Annotated in this window: 17 protein-coding genes; 9 read left to right on the top strand and 8 right to left on the bottom strand. The window is 60.1% G+C overall.

Annotated elements, in window-relative coordinates; translation table 11 throughout:
• Positions 1-80: 80 nt before the first annotated feature.
• A complete protein-coding gene (locus tag GSF67_RS20430; RefSeq protein WP_006314745.1) occupies positions 81-1,019 on the top strand; it encodes an IS110 family transposase in 939 nt (312 codons plus the stop codon).
• 292 nt (positions 1,020-1,311) lie between these two features.
• On the opposite strand, the gene GSF67_RS20425 is transcribed toward GSF67_RS20430, so the two are convergent.
• From GSF67_RS20425 to GSF67_RS20415, 3 genes are all read right to left on the bottom strand, one after another.
• Positions 1,312-1,671, bottom strand: a complete 360-nt coding sequence (locus tag GSF67_RS20425; RefSeq protein ID WP_006310388.1) for a response regulator — start codon at positions 1,669-1,671, stop codon at positions 1,312-1,314.
• A gap of 142 nt (positions 1,672-1,813) precedes the next feature.
• Positions 1,814-2,356 (bottom strand): hypoxanthine phosphoribosyltransferase, encoded by a 543-nt coding sequence (hpt, locus tag GSF67_RS20420; RefSeq protein ID WP_176072076.1) that lies wholly within the window; start codon positions 2,354-2,356, stop codon positions 1,814-1,816.
• Positions 2,357-2,426: 70 nt separating this feature from the next.
• Entirely contained in the window at positions 2,427-3,098 is a 672-nt protein-coding gene (locus GSF67_RS20415) for a hypothetical protein (RefSeq protein ID WP_035214611.1), read from the bottom strand.
• Positions 3,099-3,300: 202 nt separating this feature from the next.
• On the opposite strand from GSF67_RS20415, the gene ftsE reads away from it, so the two are divergent.
• The 4 genes from ftsE to GSF67_RS20395 all read left to right on the top strand — a co-directional run bounded on the left by ftsE (position 3,301) and on the right by GSF67_RS20395 (position 6,719).
• Positions 3,301-3,960 carry a cell division ATP-binding protein FtsE gene (ftsE, locus tag GSF67_RS20410; protein WP_006310381.1) on the top strand — a complete coding sequence of 220 codons (660 nt, stop codon included), beginning with the start codon at positions 3,301-3,303 and terminating at the stop codon, positions 3,958-3,960.
• On the top strand, positions 3,953-4,960 hold the full coding sequence (locus GSF67_RS20405) for an ABC transporter permease (RefSeq protein WP_006310380.1): 1,008 nt from the start codon (positions 3,953-3,955) through the stop codon (positions 4,958-4,960). The genes ftsE and GSF67_RS20405 overlap by 8 nt, the downstream gene beginning before the upstream one ends.
• 128 nt (positions 4,961-5,088) lie before the next feature.
• A complete protein-coding gene (locus tag GSF67_RS20400) occupies positions 5,089-5,805 on the top strand; it encodes a YdcF family protein (RefSeq protein WP_006310379.1) in 717 nt (238 codons plus the stop codon).
• Between the two features lie 116 nt (positions 5,806-5,921).
• On the top strand, positions 5,922-6,719 hold the full coding sequence (locus tag GSF67_RS20395; RefSeq protein ID WP_006310377.1) for a 1-acyl-sn-glycerol-3-phosphate acyltransferase: 798 nt from the start codon (positions 5,922-5,924) through the stop codon (positions 6,717-6,719).
• On the opposite strand, the gene GSF67_RS20390 is transcribed toward GSF67_RS20395, so the two are convergent.
• Positions 6,692-7,243 carry a gamma-glutamylcyclotransferase gene (locus GSF67_RS20390; RefSeq protein ID WP_035214615.1) on the bottom strand — a complete coding sequence of 184 codons (552 nt, stop codon included), beginning with the start codon at positions 7,241-7,243 and terminating at the stop codon, positions 6,692-6,694. The two genes, GSF67_RS20395 and GSF67_RS20390, sit on opposite strands and share 28 nt — an antisense overlap.
• Positions 7,244-7,292: 49 nt before the next feature.
• On the opposite strand from GSF67_RS20390, the gene GSF67_RS20385 reads away from it, so the two are divergent.
• Positions 7,293-8,294, top strand: coding sequence for a DUF2125 domain-containing protein (locus GSF67_RS20385; protein ID WP_006310375.1), 1,002 nt, complete (start codon positions 7,293-7,295; stop codon positions 8,292-8,294).
• Between the two features lie 174 nt (positions 8,295-8,468).
• Here the strand turns inward: GSF67_RS20385 and GSF67_RS20380 are convergent, their stop codons facing one another.
• From GSF67_RS20380 to GSF67_RS20370, 3 genes are all read right to left on the bottom strand, one after another.
• Complete coding sequence (locus GSF67_RS20380; protein ID WP_006310373.1) at positions 8,469-9,398, bottom strand: prephenate/arogenate dehydrogenase family protein; 930 nt, start codon at positions 9,396-9,398, stop codon at positions 8,469-8,471.
• A complete protein-coding gene (gene hisC / locus GSF67_RS20375) occupies positions 9,398-10,504 on the bottom strand; it encodes a histidinol-phosphate transaminase (RefSeq protein ID WP_006310372.1) in 1,107 nt (368 codons plus the stop codon). Before hisC ends, GSF67_RS20380 begins: the two co-directional genes overlap by 1 nt.
• A gap of 84 nt (positions 10,505-10,588) precedes the next feature.
• Complete coding sequence (locus GSF67_RS20370) at positions 10,589-11,350, bottom strand: class I SAM-dependent methyltransferase (protein ID WP_006310371.1); 762 nt, start codon at positions 11,348-11,350, stop codon at positions 10,589-10,591.
• Positions 11,351-11,469: 119 nt separating this feature from the next.
• Here GSF67_RS20370 and gloB point away from each other — a divergent pair, with 119 nt between their 5' ends.
• Both gloB and GSF67_RS20360 read left to right on the top strand, forming a co-directional pair.
• Positions 11,470-12,240, top strand: coding sequence for a hydroxyacylglutathione hydrolase (gene gloB, locus GSF67_RS20365; RefSeq protein WP_006310370.1), 771 nt, complete (start codon positions 11,470-11,472; stop codon positions 12,238-12,240).
• Entirely contained in the window at positions 12,240-12,680 is a 441-nt protein-coding gene (locus GSF67_RS20360; protein WP_006310369.1) for a cupin domain-containing protein, read from the top strand. Before gloB ends, GSF67_RS20360 begins: the two co-directional genes overlap by 1 nt.
• A 108-nt stretch (positions 12,681-12,788) precedes the next feature.
• Here GSF67_RS20360 and GSF67_RS20355 read toward each other — a convergent pair whose 3' ends face one another.
• Entirely contained in the window at positions 12,789-13,562 is a 774-nt protein-coding gene (locus tag GSF67_RS20355; RefSeq protein ID WP_035214610.1) for a DUF3108 domain-containing protein, read from the bottom strand.
• Positions 13,563-13,814: 252 nt separating this feature from the next.
• Between GSF67_RS20355 and rpmB the strand changes: the two genes are divergently transcribed.
• The gene (gene rpmB, locus GSF67_RS20350) at positions 13,815-14,105 is read left to right on the top strand and encodes a 50S ribosomal protein L28 (protein WP_003509888.1); all 291 of its coding nucleotides are present in this window, start codon (positions 13,815-13,817) and stop codon (positions 14,103-14,105) included.
• The last annotated feature ends 5 nt before the right edge of the window (positions 14,106-14,110 follow it).

The raw sequence follows: 14,110 nt of genomic DNA, 5'->3' as shown, positions 1-14,110 counted from the left end.
CTTCACCGCTTGGAGAGTTGATTGGGCCGCTGATCGCCACGCCCGCAAACAATCCGAAGCCTGCAAAGGATAGCAGACCTATGGACTTTTTGCACACGCCACCCCTTCGATGCCTCGGTGTCGATGTCGCCAAGGACAGTCTCGTCGCCAGCGAGGGTAGCCGCATCCTGACCGTCGACAACAACCGCTGCGGCGTCCGCGCGCTGCTCAAGACGATGCGGCCGGATTTCGTCATCTGCGAACCGACCGGCGGATACGAGCTCATGCTGCTGGAGGAATGCCTCAAAGTGGGCATTGCCTGCCATCGCGCCGATGTGATGAAGCTCAAAGCCTATATCCGTTCGCTGGGAACGCTTGGCAAAAGCGACGCCATCGACGCCAGACAGATGGCTGCCTATGGCTGCGAGCGTTGGGCGAGGTTGCCGCTATGGCATGCGCCGGATGCCGATGAGGTGGAATTGCAGGTGTTGGTGCGGCGCAGGACCGATCTGGTGGCGCTCAGGGTAGCCGAGCAGAACCGCTCTAAAGCCCCTGGCGCAAAGGCTATCGCAGCCTCGTTCAAGGCCATGCTCGGTGCCATCCAGCGCCAGATCGACGCCCTCGATGGCCAAATCGCAGCGCTCGTCGAAAGAAGCGACAGGCTTGCCAGGCGCATCCGTATCTGCACCACGGTCAGCGGCGTCGGAACCCTAAGCGCTGCAAACCTGATCGCCCAGCTGCCGGAACTCGGCTCCCTGCATCGCCGCCAGGCCGCAGCCCTTGCCGGAACCGCTCCCCATCCCAGCGAAAGCGGAAACGCCAAAGGTCGACGGCGACAGCGCGGCGGAAGACCCCAGGCCAAAACCGCATTGTTCATGCCCGCAATGTGTGCAGCACAGGGAAAGGGACAGTTCGCCCCCTTCTACGAACGCCTCATCCGAAACGGAAAACCGCCCATCGTCGCTATCGCCGCAACCATGCGAAAGATCGTCGTGACCATAAACGCAAGGCTCAGGGACGACTTGTTACAACAGAGTTGATGACGTCGGCGCAATTGGCACGACTTTCCTTCCCATCGGACGACGCCGCTCTTCTTTGGTGTCCGGTTAAGGCGAAAATCCGGAAAGCCTATTCGAATGAGAGTCTTGTGCCTTGTCCAGAAACTTAAACCGGACAACAGTGGCTTTGTGCCGAGTATCCGCCAACCTCTCATAAATCGACACGTCGCAGATGCTCGGGACAGGCCCGAGCATGACGGAGGAGCGAGCTGACAACTCCTCGACAAAAAAAAGCGGCCCGCGGGCCGCCCTTTAATCTCTGCAATCCCGTCGCTCAGGCCGCCAGCGCCCGCGCCACAGCCTTGCGAATATCCGGCAGCGCAAAGGGCTTGGAAACCACGTCCACAATCTTCGTCGCCAGATCATCGGCGCGTTCGCGCTGCTCGGCATAACCCGTCATCAACAAAATACGCATCGCCGGGAAGCTTTCGGCGGCGCGGTGCGCCAGCTCGATGCCATCCATGACCGGCATGCGGATATCCGAAAGAAGAAGATCGAAACTGGTCTCCTGAAGCTTCTCCAGCCCCTGCTCGCCGTCAGCCGCCTCATGGGTCTCGTGACCGTCGAGACGCAGCGCGCGGGCGACGAAAGCCCGCAATGCATCCTCGTCTTCGGTAATCAGAATTTTCGCCATTATTTATTGCTCCTGGGCATCATTTCCAGCCGTGAGCAACATCGCAGGCTCCTCTTTTCAAGAGGTAAACACCCAGCTTTTGGCTGGGTGAATGGTTAATGAGGCGTCTCCGCCCTGTGCCGTTCCGGCACGGCAAAGATGCTCAAGCGTCGCCGGTCACGACGCCGACAAAAGGCAGTTCGCGGAAGGCATAAGCCACATCCATGCCGTAACCGACGACGAAATAGTCAGGACATTCGAAACCGACATAGTCGGCCTCCAGATCTTCCTTGCGCTTGACCTTCTTGTCGAGCAGCACGGCGATGGTGACGTGGCGGGCGCCGCGCTCGTAAAGCAGTTCCTTGGCGAAACGCAGCGTTCGGCCGGATTCGAGAATGTCGTCGATCAGCAGGACATCGCGGTCCTTCACATCGCTGTCGATATCCTTGACGATCCGCACCCCTTGGGAAACCGTGCCGGCGCCGTAACTCGAAAGCGTGATGAATTCGACTTCGGGAGCAAAGCCGCTATCATGCAGCGCGCGGATAAGATCGGCCGCGAAAATGAACGATCCCTTGAGTACGGCAATGACCAGCAAATCCTTGGTCGGGCCACCGGCAATGTGCTTGGCCATATCGCGATTGCGCTCGGCGATCTGCTCGGCGGTGTAGAGCGGCTCGATGTTTTTTCCACGGACGACGGGCATTCTTACTCCTGTGCTGCGCCTTGCCGATTTTACCTTTCAGTAAAAATACGAAGACCACGCGTTAGCACAGTCAGCGTGCGGACGCACCCGCCTCAACAAAGGAAAGCTTGATCTCGGGCGTTTTTCCACCGGGATGGCGCAGTTTTGCTGAAAAACCGTGGCTAAAACCAGGCTGCATCTCCTTGACCGGCGGCTCGATGACCATGCTTGCCACCAGCTGCCCCTTGGCGGCGAAAAGATCGGCGCGAAGGGCCGGCACCTCTTCCAGGTTGCCGCCATTGTTTTCCACGATGCCGTTAATGAGCAATATATCCATGCCGCCCGCTTCCTGCGGCGTGATGGTGACATGGGAAATGGCGAGCGGGTTGACCGAGGCGGCGACCGCCGAGGTTTCCGGCACCACGACAGACAGGCCACCGGAGCAGACGAAAACAAAAATCGCAAGCCCCGCCACCAGCGCCGAATAGGCATCGGCAGAAAGGCGCGACAATCTGCGATCCAGCCAGCCGATGAAGGCGAGGCCAAGCGCACCGATGGTGACGGACGGTTTTACCATTCGCCGACGCGCAGCGCCGCGATTGTCATTTCCCGGCTGGCGGACACGGTTTTCCTTGATGGTGACAAATTCCGCGTCTACCACATCGCGGTCGGGGTTTGCCGCCCGCGCCGTTCGGCGCGCCGGTGTTTCCGGCATCAGGAGATCAAAATCGAATGCCGCTTGCCGGCGAGATGAACGGAACATAGCCATAGAATTCCTTGGGTGAGGTTTTCCGGCCCGCAAAACTGGGCATTGCAACGAATCCTGCCAAGTTTTAAATTTAATTGGTTAATGCTTCGCAAAAACGGCTCGCACAGGCCACCGGAACCGGGTTACACCGCGACGTCCGGCACCCCCAGGCGACAGCGGTTGCGAACCACCACGAAACGAAGAGACTGGAAGTCCGTTGATCCATTTCGAAAATGTCGGGTTGCGTTACGGCATGGGACCCGAGATCCTGAGGGACATGACCTTCGATATCCCCAAGGGTTCGTTCCAGTTTCTGACCGGCCCTTCGGGTGCGGGCAAGACCTCGCTCCTGCGCATGCTTTTAATGTCGCTGCAGCCCACGCGCGGCCATATCCGCATGTTCAACCGCGATGTGTCGCGCATTCCGCGCAGTGAGCTGCCGATGCTGCGCCGCCGCGTCGGCATCGTGTTTCAGGATTTCCGGCTGCTGGATCATCTGACGACCTATGAGAACGTCGCCCTGCCGCTGCGCGTGCGCGGCAAGGAAGAAAGCGCCTATCGCAACGACGTGATCGAGCTTCTGAAATGGGTTGGGCTTGGCGAGCGCATCAATGTGCTGCCGGCCATCCTTTCCGGCGGCGAAAAGCAGCGCGCCGCCATTGCCCGCGCTCTGATGGACCAGCCGGAAATCCTGCTGGCCGACGAGCCGACGGGTAACGTCGATCCGCCGATGGCCAAACGCCTTCTCAACCTCTTCCTTGAACTCAACCGGCTGGGCACGGCTGTCGTCATCGCCACCCATGATTTTGCGCTCATGGACCAGATCGACGCGCGCCGGATGATCCTGACCGAAGGGCGGCTCGACATATATGAATGAGATCACCCGCAAGCCCTTGAAACCCGAAGCGGCCCAGCCGAAACGCCCGCCCATGCGCATCCGCCCCATGGCGCCCATCCTGCCGCCCTCCAACATTCAGGGCAATGCGCTGATGGTGGTGATCGCGATCATGGCATTTCTCGCCTGCCTGACGCTCGGCGCCGTCTCCATGGTGCGCGCCACTGCCGCCACATGGCAGAGCCAGATTTCCCGCGAGATCACCATCCAGATCAAGCCCGAGGACGGGCTGGACATGGAAGCGGCGCTGAACAAGGCGCGCAATCTGGCGCTGACTTTCGTCGGCACCCGCGATGGCACGATCCTCGACGATGCGGCGACATCGCGCCTGCTGGAGCCATGGCTCGGCAGCGGCCTTGATCTTTCCGAACTTCCCATACCGCGCCTCGTCGTCATCACCATCGATGAAAGCAACCCGCCCGATTTCCAGGCCATGCGGGACATGCTGAAGACGGAAATCCCGCAGGCCTTTCTGGACGACCACCGCACCTGGGTCGACAGGCTGGTTTCCATGGCCAGAACCACGGTCATGATCGGCGTCGGCGTGCTCATCCTCGTCTTCACGGCGATGGTGCTGACGGTGGTGTTCGCCACGCGCGGCGCGCTTTCCGGCAACCGGCATATCGTCGAGGTGCTGCACTTCGTCGGTGCGGAAAGCAGCTTCGTGGCGCGTGAATTCCAGAAGCACTTCCTGAAGATCAGCCTCAAGGGCGCGGCGGCCGGCAGCGCACTGGCGGCCGCCGTGTTTCTCGTCGCCGGTTTCTGGCAGTCGAGCACGGTCGCCACGCCGCAGAGCGATCAGGCGAGCGCGCTTTTTGGCTCGTTTTCGGTCGGTCTCGGCGGTTATCTCGGCATTGCCCTGACGATGATCATCATCGCGCTTCTCACCACCATCACGGCGCGCATGACGGTCATCCGCACCATCGACGATATTGACCGCGTCCGATCGGATCCGTCGAAAAGCGACGGCCTCGCATCGTGAAATTACGGTCGGAATTTCGCCGGAAAACTGAAACCGTCACACGCCGGATGTAACCTGCGGACGGTGGACAAAAATGCCTGTTCCTTGCCTTAATCGGCGAGTATTCAGGAGGAATGTTTGTGAGTCGGATGGACCAGGATCAGACGACGGCGCGGCCGGCCCGAAAGGGTCTGTTGTCGCGGCGTGGCCGTCTGCGCCGTTTTATCCGCGGCCTCATCCTGGTTTGCGTCATTGCGCTCGGCGCATTTTCCGGCGGTTTTTTGTGGTTTGCCGATTCCGTTGCCTCCATGCGCCCGCCCGAGGGAGCAAGAGGCGATGCCATCATCGTGCTCACCGGCGGTTATCAGCGCATCGAGCAGGCCGTCGGCCTGCTCAGGGACGGCGTGGGCAAGAGGCTTTTGATATCAGGCGTCAACCCGGCCACCACCCGCTCGCAGATCCGCAAGATGACTCAAGGGTCTTCCGACATGTTCACCTGCTGCGTGGACATGGGCTACAAGGCGATAGACACAATCGGCAACGCCAATGAGGCGGCAAGCTGGATACGTGATCACAACTATTCTTCCATTGTCGTCGTCACCAATAATTATCACATGCACCGCAGCCTGCATGAATTGCGCAATGCCAGCCCACAGACGGAATTCATCGCCTATCCCGTCATCAGCGCCGATCTCGTCCGCACCAACTGGTTCGTGGAGCCGGATGTGGTGCGGACACTGCTTTACGAATATCTGAAGTTCGTGGCGGCAGCCGGACGCGACCTCACCGGCTTCGGCAAGGGCGACGGTCTGCGCAAGGCCGTCACGGATCACGCCCCGCCGAAAGTTACCGCGGCTTCGTCGTAAGCGTCCAGAAACACGCTTGCTGCCGCCCCTTGTTTTCGTGTAGGCGTCTGGCATCGGCATCCGGCACCGAAGCCTGTCCAAGGCATCGGAACGGCTGCATCCCGGGAAGGCTGTTGATGCTCAAGCTGCGCTCTTTTCTTTTCAATACACTGTTTTACCTCAATCTGATCGTTCGCATGATCGTGCTGACGCCGATCTATTTCATTCTGCCCCGCAAGATCGCCTATGAAATCCCGAAGAACTGGGCCCGGTCCAATCATTGGCTGATGAAGACCATCGTCGGCACCACCTTCGAGATCGAAGGCCTCGAAAACATCCCCGAAACCGGCTGCATCTTTGCGCCCAAACATCAGTCCTTCTGGGACACCTATGCGCTGCTGCCCAACCTGCCGGACCCCGTCTATATTCTCAAACGTGAACTCCTGTGGATTCCGCTGTTCGGCTGGTACGCCATGAAACAGCGCATGATCCCGGTCAACCGCGCCGCGCGTGGCAAGGTCATGCTGAAAGTGATGGAGCGGGCAAAAGAGGAAATGGCCGCTGGCCGCGAACTCATCATCTATCCGGAAGGCACACGCCGCCCGCCCGGCGCGGAGCCTGAATATCGTTACGGCATCGCAAGGCTTTACCGGGACCTTCAGGTGCCGGTCATTCCCGTCGCCATGCATCCCGGCCTCTTCTGGCCGCGCCGGTCCACCATGCGTTACCCCGGCCATTTCAAGGTACGTATCCTGCCGGCCATCGAGCCGGGGCTCGACCCCGACGTGTTTTTCAAGCGCCTGATCGAAGTGACGGAAAAGGCGAGCGACGAACTGCTTCTGGAAACCGCGCGCAACAACCCGGATTTGCCGCTGCCACCGACCGCCGTGAAGCGGATTGCCGAACTTCAGGGCAAGGAAACAACCGCCGGCTGAGCCGAAAGCGTACCGACACTTGCGGCGATGCTTTCCAGCAGCGAGTCGCGAATGCCCATTTCCTGCAGATGCTGCACGGTGTTGAACACATAATCCGTGTTCGGTCCGGAGCGACCGGTCGCGGCTGCGATGATGACAGCCGATTCGGCAACACCGAGACCGCCGATATATTGCTCATGGGCGGGATCGGCCACATAGGTCACCGCGCTGCCGCGCCGGCCATTGGCGAGCGCAATGGAAACCACCCGCTCCTTGTAGACATTCGTCACCAGTTCGCGCTCGCGCAGATAGGCCATGACGGGATCGTGGTCCTTGCCGCGCACGCGGAAAGCGACGCCGAGGCAGGAGCCGCCGCGCTCCAGGCCGAGAACGAGGCCGGGTTTCTCCTCCGTGCCTCTGTAAAAGTTGGAACTGATGCAGAGCGAGCGCCGATAACCGTGCAGCCGGGCCTGCTGCCTCTCCTCGAAAGCGAAGCCGGGGTTCCACATCAACGAACCGTAGCCAAAGACCCAAAAATCGTCCATATCCCAAGCCAAATCAAAAATATCTGAAGTCTGTTCATCGGAGATCAATATGGCAGCGTCAAGCCAATCCGGCACGGCCAAAAAATTCCTCTGGCTCGCCGTCGCCATCGTGGTGGTTATCGGACTTTACACCGCCGGGTGGTTTTACGCCGCAGAACGGCTGAAACAGACGGTGCTGAACGTCATCTCCCCCTCGCAGGCCCGCAGCGTCAGCGGCGAATGTGGCGATATCGCCTTCAAGGGTTATCCCTTCCGCATCGGCCTTTTCTGCTCCAAAGTGACGGTGGACGACAGCCAAAACGGCGTTTCCGCGTCCTTCGGCGAACTTCGCTCGGCGGCGCAGGTCTATAATCCCGGCCACATCGTCTGGGAACTCGATTCGCCAGCGGAAATCCGCTCGGCCCACGGCCTGACGATTTCGGCCGCCTGGAAGAACATGCAGTCCAGCATCGTCACCAAGCTGAAGGGCATTGACCGCAGCTCGCTCGTCATCGACGGGCTGAAGGCGCAGGCGGTTTCTTCCGTCACCGGCCAGACCATCGACTTCGATGCCGTCAAGACGGAAATGCATCTGCGCCAGAACGGCGCCGATCTCGACGGCGCTATCACGCTCACCGATTCGGCAACCGTCATCAAGGACTGGCCGCAGGTTCTTCCCCGCCTCGACGCCATCTTGGATGTCACGCTCGCGGGCAAAGCGGGCATGGTGGATGGCAGCGACAAATCCGGCCTTTATGGCACAAGCGGCGAGCTTCGCCGTTTGGTGGCCGATATTGGCGAGGGCCGCACCATGCGCATCAGCGGCCCCTTTTCCTTCGATGATCAGGGTTATCTCTCCGGCCAGTTCAAGCTGGAAATCGAAAAGCTCGGCTCCTGGTCGGACAATGCCAAACAGGCGTTTCCGCAGCTGCAATCCACTATCGATACCGCCCGCAAGCTGCTCGGCGCGCTCGCCGGTGGCGGTGACCGGGCATCCGTCGACCTCGTGGTGGATCGCGGCCGCGCCACTGTCAGCGGCTTCATTCCGCTCGGCAAGATTCCACCGATCTGAGGGTTACCCCCTATTCGACGTCATCCTCGGGATTGTCCCGAGGATCTGCAACCGATTGTTTATGTTGATGTGTTTAGATCCTTGGGACAAGCCCAAGGAGCAGGGCTTTGACACTTTGCCAGCGGTGGTCTGATGGCCGGATCAAATCCGGCCAAGACTGTCGCCTGCGGCGATTTACTTCTTCTGATCCAGCGCGTGACGCCCGAAATCAGGCGTATCGACGTCCTGACCGGCCTCGATGATGGAGCGGCGGATGGAGCGCGTGCGGGAGAACAGTTCGAACAGCTTGTCGCCCTCCCCCCAACGGATCGCCCTTTGCAGCGAGGCGAGGTCTTCCGAGAACCGTGCCAGCATCTCAAGGATGGCATCCTTGTTGTGCAGGCATACATCGCGCCACATGGTGGGATCGGAGGCCGCCAGACGCGTGAAGTCACGAAAACCGGAAGCGGAATATTTGATGACTTCCGATTCGGTCACCGTTTCCAGATCATCCGCCGTGCCGACGATATTGTAGGCGATGATGTGCGGCAGGTGCGAAACGATCGCCAGAACCTTGTCGTGGTGCTCGGCGTCCATTTCATCGACGCGCGAACCGAGCGCCCGCCAGAAATCCTTGAGCCTTTCCAGCGCCGCGGCGTCCGTGCCCGGCAGCGGCGTGAAGATGCACCAGCGATCGCGGAAGAGACCGACAAAACCGGCATCCGGGCCGGATTTTTCCGTGCCTGCCAGCGGATGGCCGGGGATGAAATGCACGTTTTCAGGCATATGCGGGGCCATCTGCGCGATGACCGAGGCCTTGGTGGAGCCGACATCGGTGACGATGGCACCCGGCTTCAGATGTGGCGCGATCTGTTGCGCCACGCTTTCCGAGGCTCCGACCGGCACCGAAACAATGACGAGATCGGCATCCTTCACCGCCTCCGCCGCCGAAACGGTATAATCCGTGCCTAGCGCCAGTTCTTCCGCCCGTTTCAGCGTGTCTTCGCTGCGGGTGGAAATCGCCACATGGCGGGCAAGCCCGAGTTCCCTGACATCACGGGCAATCGACGAGCCGATCAGGCCGATGCCGATCAGCGCGATGCGTTCAAACATGATATCGCCCATCACGCCTGCCCCATGAACTCGGTGAGAACGGCGATGACGCCGAGATTGGCCTCTTCAGAACCGACGGTCATTCTCAACGCATTCGGGAAGCCATAACCGCGCACCGCACGCAGAATATAACCGCGGCGGCTCAGGAATTCATCCGCATCCGTCGCCCGCTTGCCATCCTGATCCGGGAAATGGATGAGGATGAAGTTGGCAACGGATGGTGTGACGGTAAGGCCGAGACCGGTAAAGGCCGTGACCAGCTTTTCCATCCACAGGGCATTATGTGCCACAGCCTTTTGAACGAATGCCTGATCGCGGATCGCAGCGGCACCGGCCGCGATGGCCGGCGCGCTCATGTTGAACGGGCCGCGCACACGGTTCAGCGCATCGATGATATCCACCGGGGCATACATCCAGCCCACACGCAGTGCGGCCAGGCCGTAAACCTTGGAGAAGGTCCGGGTCATCACCACGTTGCGGCTACCGGAGACCAGTTCCAGTCCGGCTTCGTAATCGTTCTTGCGCACATATTCGGCGTAAGCGGCGTCCAGCACCAGCACGACATGTTTCGGCAGTCCGGCCTGCAGGCGGCGGATTTCCGCGACGGGAACATAGGTGCCGGTGGGGTTGCCCGGATTGGCGAGAAAAACCATCTTCGTCTTCGGCGTCACAGCGGCGAGGATCGCATCCACATCGACAACGCAATCCTTTTCCTTCACCGTCACCGGGGTCGCGCCCGCACCCATGATCTGGATCTTGTAGACGAGAAAACCGTGCTCGGTGATGATCGCTTCATCGCCGGCACCCAGATAGACGTGGCAAAGCAGACCGAGAAGCTCGTCCGAACCGTTGCCGCACAGGATGTTTGCGATGTTGAGGCCATGCACATCGGCAATCGCCTGACGCAACGCGATCGCCTGACCGTCCGGATAAATTTCCAAATGGCTGGCGGCGGCACTGAAAGCCTCGATCGCCTTCGGGCTCGGCCCAAGCGGTGTTTCATTGGAGGAGAGCTTATAAACCTTCGCGACGCCATCCACATGTTCCTTGCCGGGAACATAAGCGGCGATATCCAGAATACCCGGACGCGGAACAGGTTGGTTAAGCTCTGCACTCATTTGATCGACCTTTGGAAAAACGCCGGAGAACCCGGCAAAAGCAATGCCGGAGGCATTAGACCGGAATGGTCGTTTTGTCGAGGGTCAGCGCGGCTTTCCCTGGCTTGCGGCAGTGCGGGTGGTGGGCACCCCCTGCGGTGCAAGCACGGGCACGAAAACGCGGCGCGAGGCACGCTGGGTGACGGGCAATCCCTGATAGAGACGCTTCTGGGCTTCCACCACGATGACGCCGGAAAAAAGTGGCCAGAGGCGACGGCCGGTATGTTCGAGATAACGGCGGAATTTCAGCACCGGCCGGCTTGTGGTGGGTGGAAAGAACAGCGCCTCGGCGCTGGCGCCCGGCGTGAAATTGGTTTCGCGCAGAAGCGCCGTCAGCTGCCCGCGCGAATAGGGCCGGCCGGAACCGAACGGCGTATGTTCCATGCGCGCCCACACACCGCGGCGGTTGGGCACCACGATCACCAGACGGCCGCCGGGCGCGAGCACACGCCAGAGTTCCTTCAAACTCTCACGCGGATTTTCGGCAAATTCCAGCGCATGCACCATCAACACCCGGTCTATCGACGAATCGGGCAGCGGCAGCTCCTCATCGAACACCAGCGCGGTGGAGGAAAGCTCGCCCGCCGGCCAGTTCACGGCACCCTGCCCCGCCGGCATGAAGGCGAAGGTGCGCTCGGTATCGTGGCGGAACCGCTCCAGAAACGGCACGGCATAACCGAGGCCGACTAGCCGTTCTTCCGGCAAGGGCGGCCACAGCGTCGAAAGCGCCATGGTGATCGCCTGCTCGGCCGATCGGCCAAGCGGAGAATGATAGAATTCGCGCAGATCGACGATATCGGTATTCATGGGCGAGAATGTAGCATCAGGCGGTTGGACTTCAAGGCGTCTGCCCTTACATTGAAAGCCAGTTGGGAAAGTCAGGCAGGCGAACGCGCCGGTTTTGGCCGGCAAATGGAGAGGATACGATGAAACCTTTGGAAATAGACGTCTTTCTTTGCCGCAGCGACAATTTCGGGGTTTTGTTGCACGATCCCGAAAGCGGGGCGACGGCCGCCATAGACGCGCCGGAAGAAGGACCTATCCTGCGCGCCCTTGATGGCCATGGCTGGAAGCTCACGCATATCTTCACCACCCACCACCATCAGGACCATGTGGAAGCCAATCTGGCGCTGAAGGACAAGTTCCGTTGCGAGGTGCACGGCCCCTACGACGAGGCGATTGCGATACCGGGCCTTGATCGTTCGCAGACCGATGGCGACGAATTCGAATTTGCCGGCCGCCGCGTTCAGGTCATCGCCACACCCGGCCATACGGCAGGGCATATCTGTTATTACCTGCCGGATGACGGGCTGCTGTTTGCCGCCGATACGCTGTTTGCCATGGGCTGCGGCCGTCTGTTCGAACGGCCGGCGGCGGATATGTGGCATTCCTTCCAGAAGCTGATGGCCCTGCCGGATGACACGAGGGTCTATTTCGGCCACGAATACACGCTTTCGAATGCCCGTTTTGCGCTGACCGTCGATCCAGACAATGCTGTGCTGCGCGAGCGCGCGGCACGTGTCGAGACCGCGCGGCAGGCCAATGAATTCACCATTCCCACCACCATCGGGCTCGAAAAACAGACCAATCCCTATATGCGGGTGGCGGATGCCGGTATCCGCAGACATCTCGGCCTTGAAGGCGCTGCCGATGCCGATGTCTTCGCGGAAATCCGCACGCGCAAGGATAATTTCTGATGGGAACGGATATGTCGGCGCAGGCGATCATTCGCGAGCTTGGGCTGGAGCCGCATCCAGAGGGCGGGTTCTACCACCAGACGTTCCGCGACAAGGCCGGCGGCGAACGTGGGCATTCGACGGCGATTTATTATCTGCTGGAAAAGGGCGTGCGCTCGCACTGGCACCGGGTCACCGATGCGGTGGAGGTCTGGCACTATTATGCCGGTGCGCCGATCGCGCTGCATCTTTCGCAGGACGGCCGAGAGGTGCAGACCTTTACGCTTGGCCCCGCGATTCTGGAGGGCGAGCGCCCACAGGTGATCGTGCCGGCCAATTGCTGGCAATCGGCGGAAAGCCTCGGCGATTTCACGCTCGTCGGCTGCACCGTCTCGCCGGGCTTTGCCTTTTCGAGCTTCGTGATGGCGGAACCCGGCTGGTCGCCGGGGGATGCGCCCTGAACCTCAGAGCCGGTGAAGCGAGCGCGTGCCCCTTGTTTCTTCTCCCCAGTCGGGGAGAAGAAATATGCTGCGCCGCCGGGCGTCACTCACCTAGCAAATAAGCCTTCGTCAGCCGCCGTATTTCGTAGCGGTAATGTAAACCTGCCCCACCCGCGTCGGGATGATCGCATAAACAGGCGCATAGACATCCATATTGTTCGACTTGGCGAACCAGATCTCCATCGAGATCGATTTCAGATATTCGATATCCTTGCGTCCCTGCCGGTAACCCGACTTCGGAACGTAACGCGCCTTGCAGACGATGGCGTCACCACTGAAACCGTTCGTCTTGAAAGGCTTGGTGCCGCTAGGGCTCAAAACGAGGTCGAGTCGGGACTCACCATCGTAGATCGGCAAGCGAGTCGGGCAGATGCGGCCGCCCGCGGGAATGATGAGGCCGGAAATCGGGTCGAGAACCGAGCGCAGGTCGCGGTCTTTCACATCCACCCAGTTGTCCGGCCGGGCCTTGGGTTCGGGTTTTACCGTCGTGGATGTGACATTGCCGTTGCGATAGACGACGTCATAGGTGCGCACGCGCTTGCCGTCCTTGTAGACCAGCGAATATTCGTTGGCCTGCAGCCGGTGGCCACGCTTGGCGCCGGAGACCGTGGTCTTGCCGGAAATGTCTTTCAGAATGCTGGCAAGGCCGGCGGCGCTGAAGGAACCGGAGATCGAATAGTTCGGTCCGTCCATGCGAGTCGAAAAACTTGCCCGCGCGATCGGCAAAATGCCGAGATTGATGCTGTATTCGCTTGTGTGGCGTGCTTCGGCGGCGAGCGAGGGAGAAACGCCCGCAAACGCCATAGTAGCGGCCATAAAAATGCTTTTTCCTCTGGCAATCATTTCGATATCACCTTAAAAGAGGCGCGGAAGCGGCCTTATCGGGCGATCATATACGCTGACTTGTGGCAATAAAAAAGCGGACGACGGTTGAAAACGCCGGAATTTCCTTTGATTTGATCGCGAGCGGCTTGACTGTTAAGTCCCGTCTGACTATAGAACCGCAACTTTCCAATCATGGCCAGTTGGATTGCCACCCCGGTTTTGCCGGTGGCGAGCCAGTGGTGAAACAGACGAAACGAAATAGGTGTACCCATGTCCCGTGTATGCGAATTGACCGGCAAGGGCGTCCAGACGGGCAACAACGTCAGCCACGCCAACAACAAGACCAAGCGCCGGTTCCTTCCGAATCTCTGCCAGGTCACGTTGATCTCCGATGCTCTCGGCCAGCGTTTCCGCCTGCGTGTTTCCGCAGCCGCTCTGCGCTCCGTTGAACACCGTGGTGGCCTCGATGCCTTCCTTCTGAAGTCCGGCGAAAACGAACTGAGCATGCGCGCTCGTCTCCTGCGCCGCCAGATCGCCAAGAAGACTGCTGAAGCTGCTTAATAGCG

This window comes from Agrobacterium sp. CGMCC 11546 (assembly GCF_013365515.1).
In the GTDB taxonomy this organism is placed as follows: Bacteria; Pseudomonadota; Alphaproteobacteria; order Rhizobiales; family Rhizobiaceae; genus Agrobacterium; species Agrobacterium fabrum.
This window is presented reverse-complemented; position numbering and strand designations above follow the sequence as displayed.

Bases quoted from the DNA above. Each gene is read 5' to 3' on its own strand.
- hisC (WP_006310372.1), bottom strand. From the start codon at position 10,504: ATGAGTGCAGAGCTTAACCAACCTGTTCCGCGTCCGGGTATTCTGGAT.
- gloB (WP_006310370.1), top strand. From the start codon at position 11,470: ATGAAACCTTTGGAAATAGACGTCTTTCTTTGCCGCAGCGACAATTTC.
- GSF67_RS20385 (WP_006310375.1), top strand. From the start codon at position 7,293: ATGGCAGCGTCAAGCCAATCCGGCACGGCCAAAAAATTCCTCTGGCTC.
- GSF67_RS20360 (WP_006310369.1), top strand. From the start codon at position 12,240: ATGGGAACGGATATGTCGGCGCAGGCGATCATTCGCGAGCTTGGGCTG.
- GSF67_RS20425 (WP_006310388.1), bottom strand. From the start codon at position 1,671: ATGGCGAAAATTCTGATTACCGAAGACGAGGATGCATTGCGGGCTTTC.
- GSF67_RS20405 (WP_006310380.1), top strand. From the start codon at position 3,953: ATGAATGAGATCACCCGCAAGCCCTTGAAACCCGAAGCGGCCCAGCCG.
- GSF67_RS20355 (WP_035214610.1), bottom strand. From the start codon at position 13,562: ATGATTGCCAGAGGAAAAAGCATTTTTATGGCCGCTACTATGGCGTTT.
- GSF67_RS20380 (WP_006310373.1), bottom strand. From the start codon at position 9,398: ATGGGCGATATCATGTTTGAACGCATCGCGCTGATCGGCATCGGCCTG.
- GSF67_RS20390 (WP_035214615.1), bottom strand. From the start codon at position 7,243: ATGGACGATTTTTGGGTCTTTGGCTACGGTTCGTTGATGTGGAACCCC.
- GSF67_RS20415 (WP_035214611.1), bottom strand. From the start codon at position 3,098: ATGTTCCGTTCATCTCGCCGGCAAGCGGCATTCGATTTTGATCTCCTG.
- GSF67_RS20370 (WP_006310371.1), bottom strand. From the start codon at position 11,350: ATGAATACCGATATCGTCGATCTGCGCGAATTCTATCATTCTCCGCTT.
- hpt (WP_176072076.1), bottom strand. From the start codon at position 2,356: ATGCCCGTCGTCCGTGGAAAAAACATCGAGCCGCTCTACACCGCCGAG.
- GSF67_RS20395 (WP_006310377.1), top strand. From the start codon at position 5,922: ATGCTCAAGCTGCGCTCTTTTCTTTTCAATACACTGTTTTACCTCAAT.
- rpmB (WP_003509888.1), top strand. From the start codon at position 13,815: ATGTCCCGTGTATGCGAATTGACCGGCAAGGGCGTCCAGACGGGCAAC.
- GSF67_RS20430 (WP_006314745.1), top strand. From the start codon at position 81: ATGGACTTTTTGCACACGCCACCCCTTCGATGCCTCGGTGTCGATGTC.
- GSF67_RS20400 (WP_006310379.1), top strand. From the start codon at position 5,089: ATGGACCAGGATCAGACGACGGCGCGGCCGGCCCGAAAGGGTCTGTTG.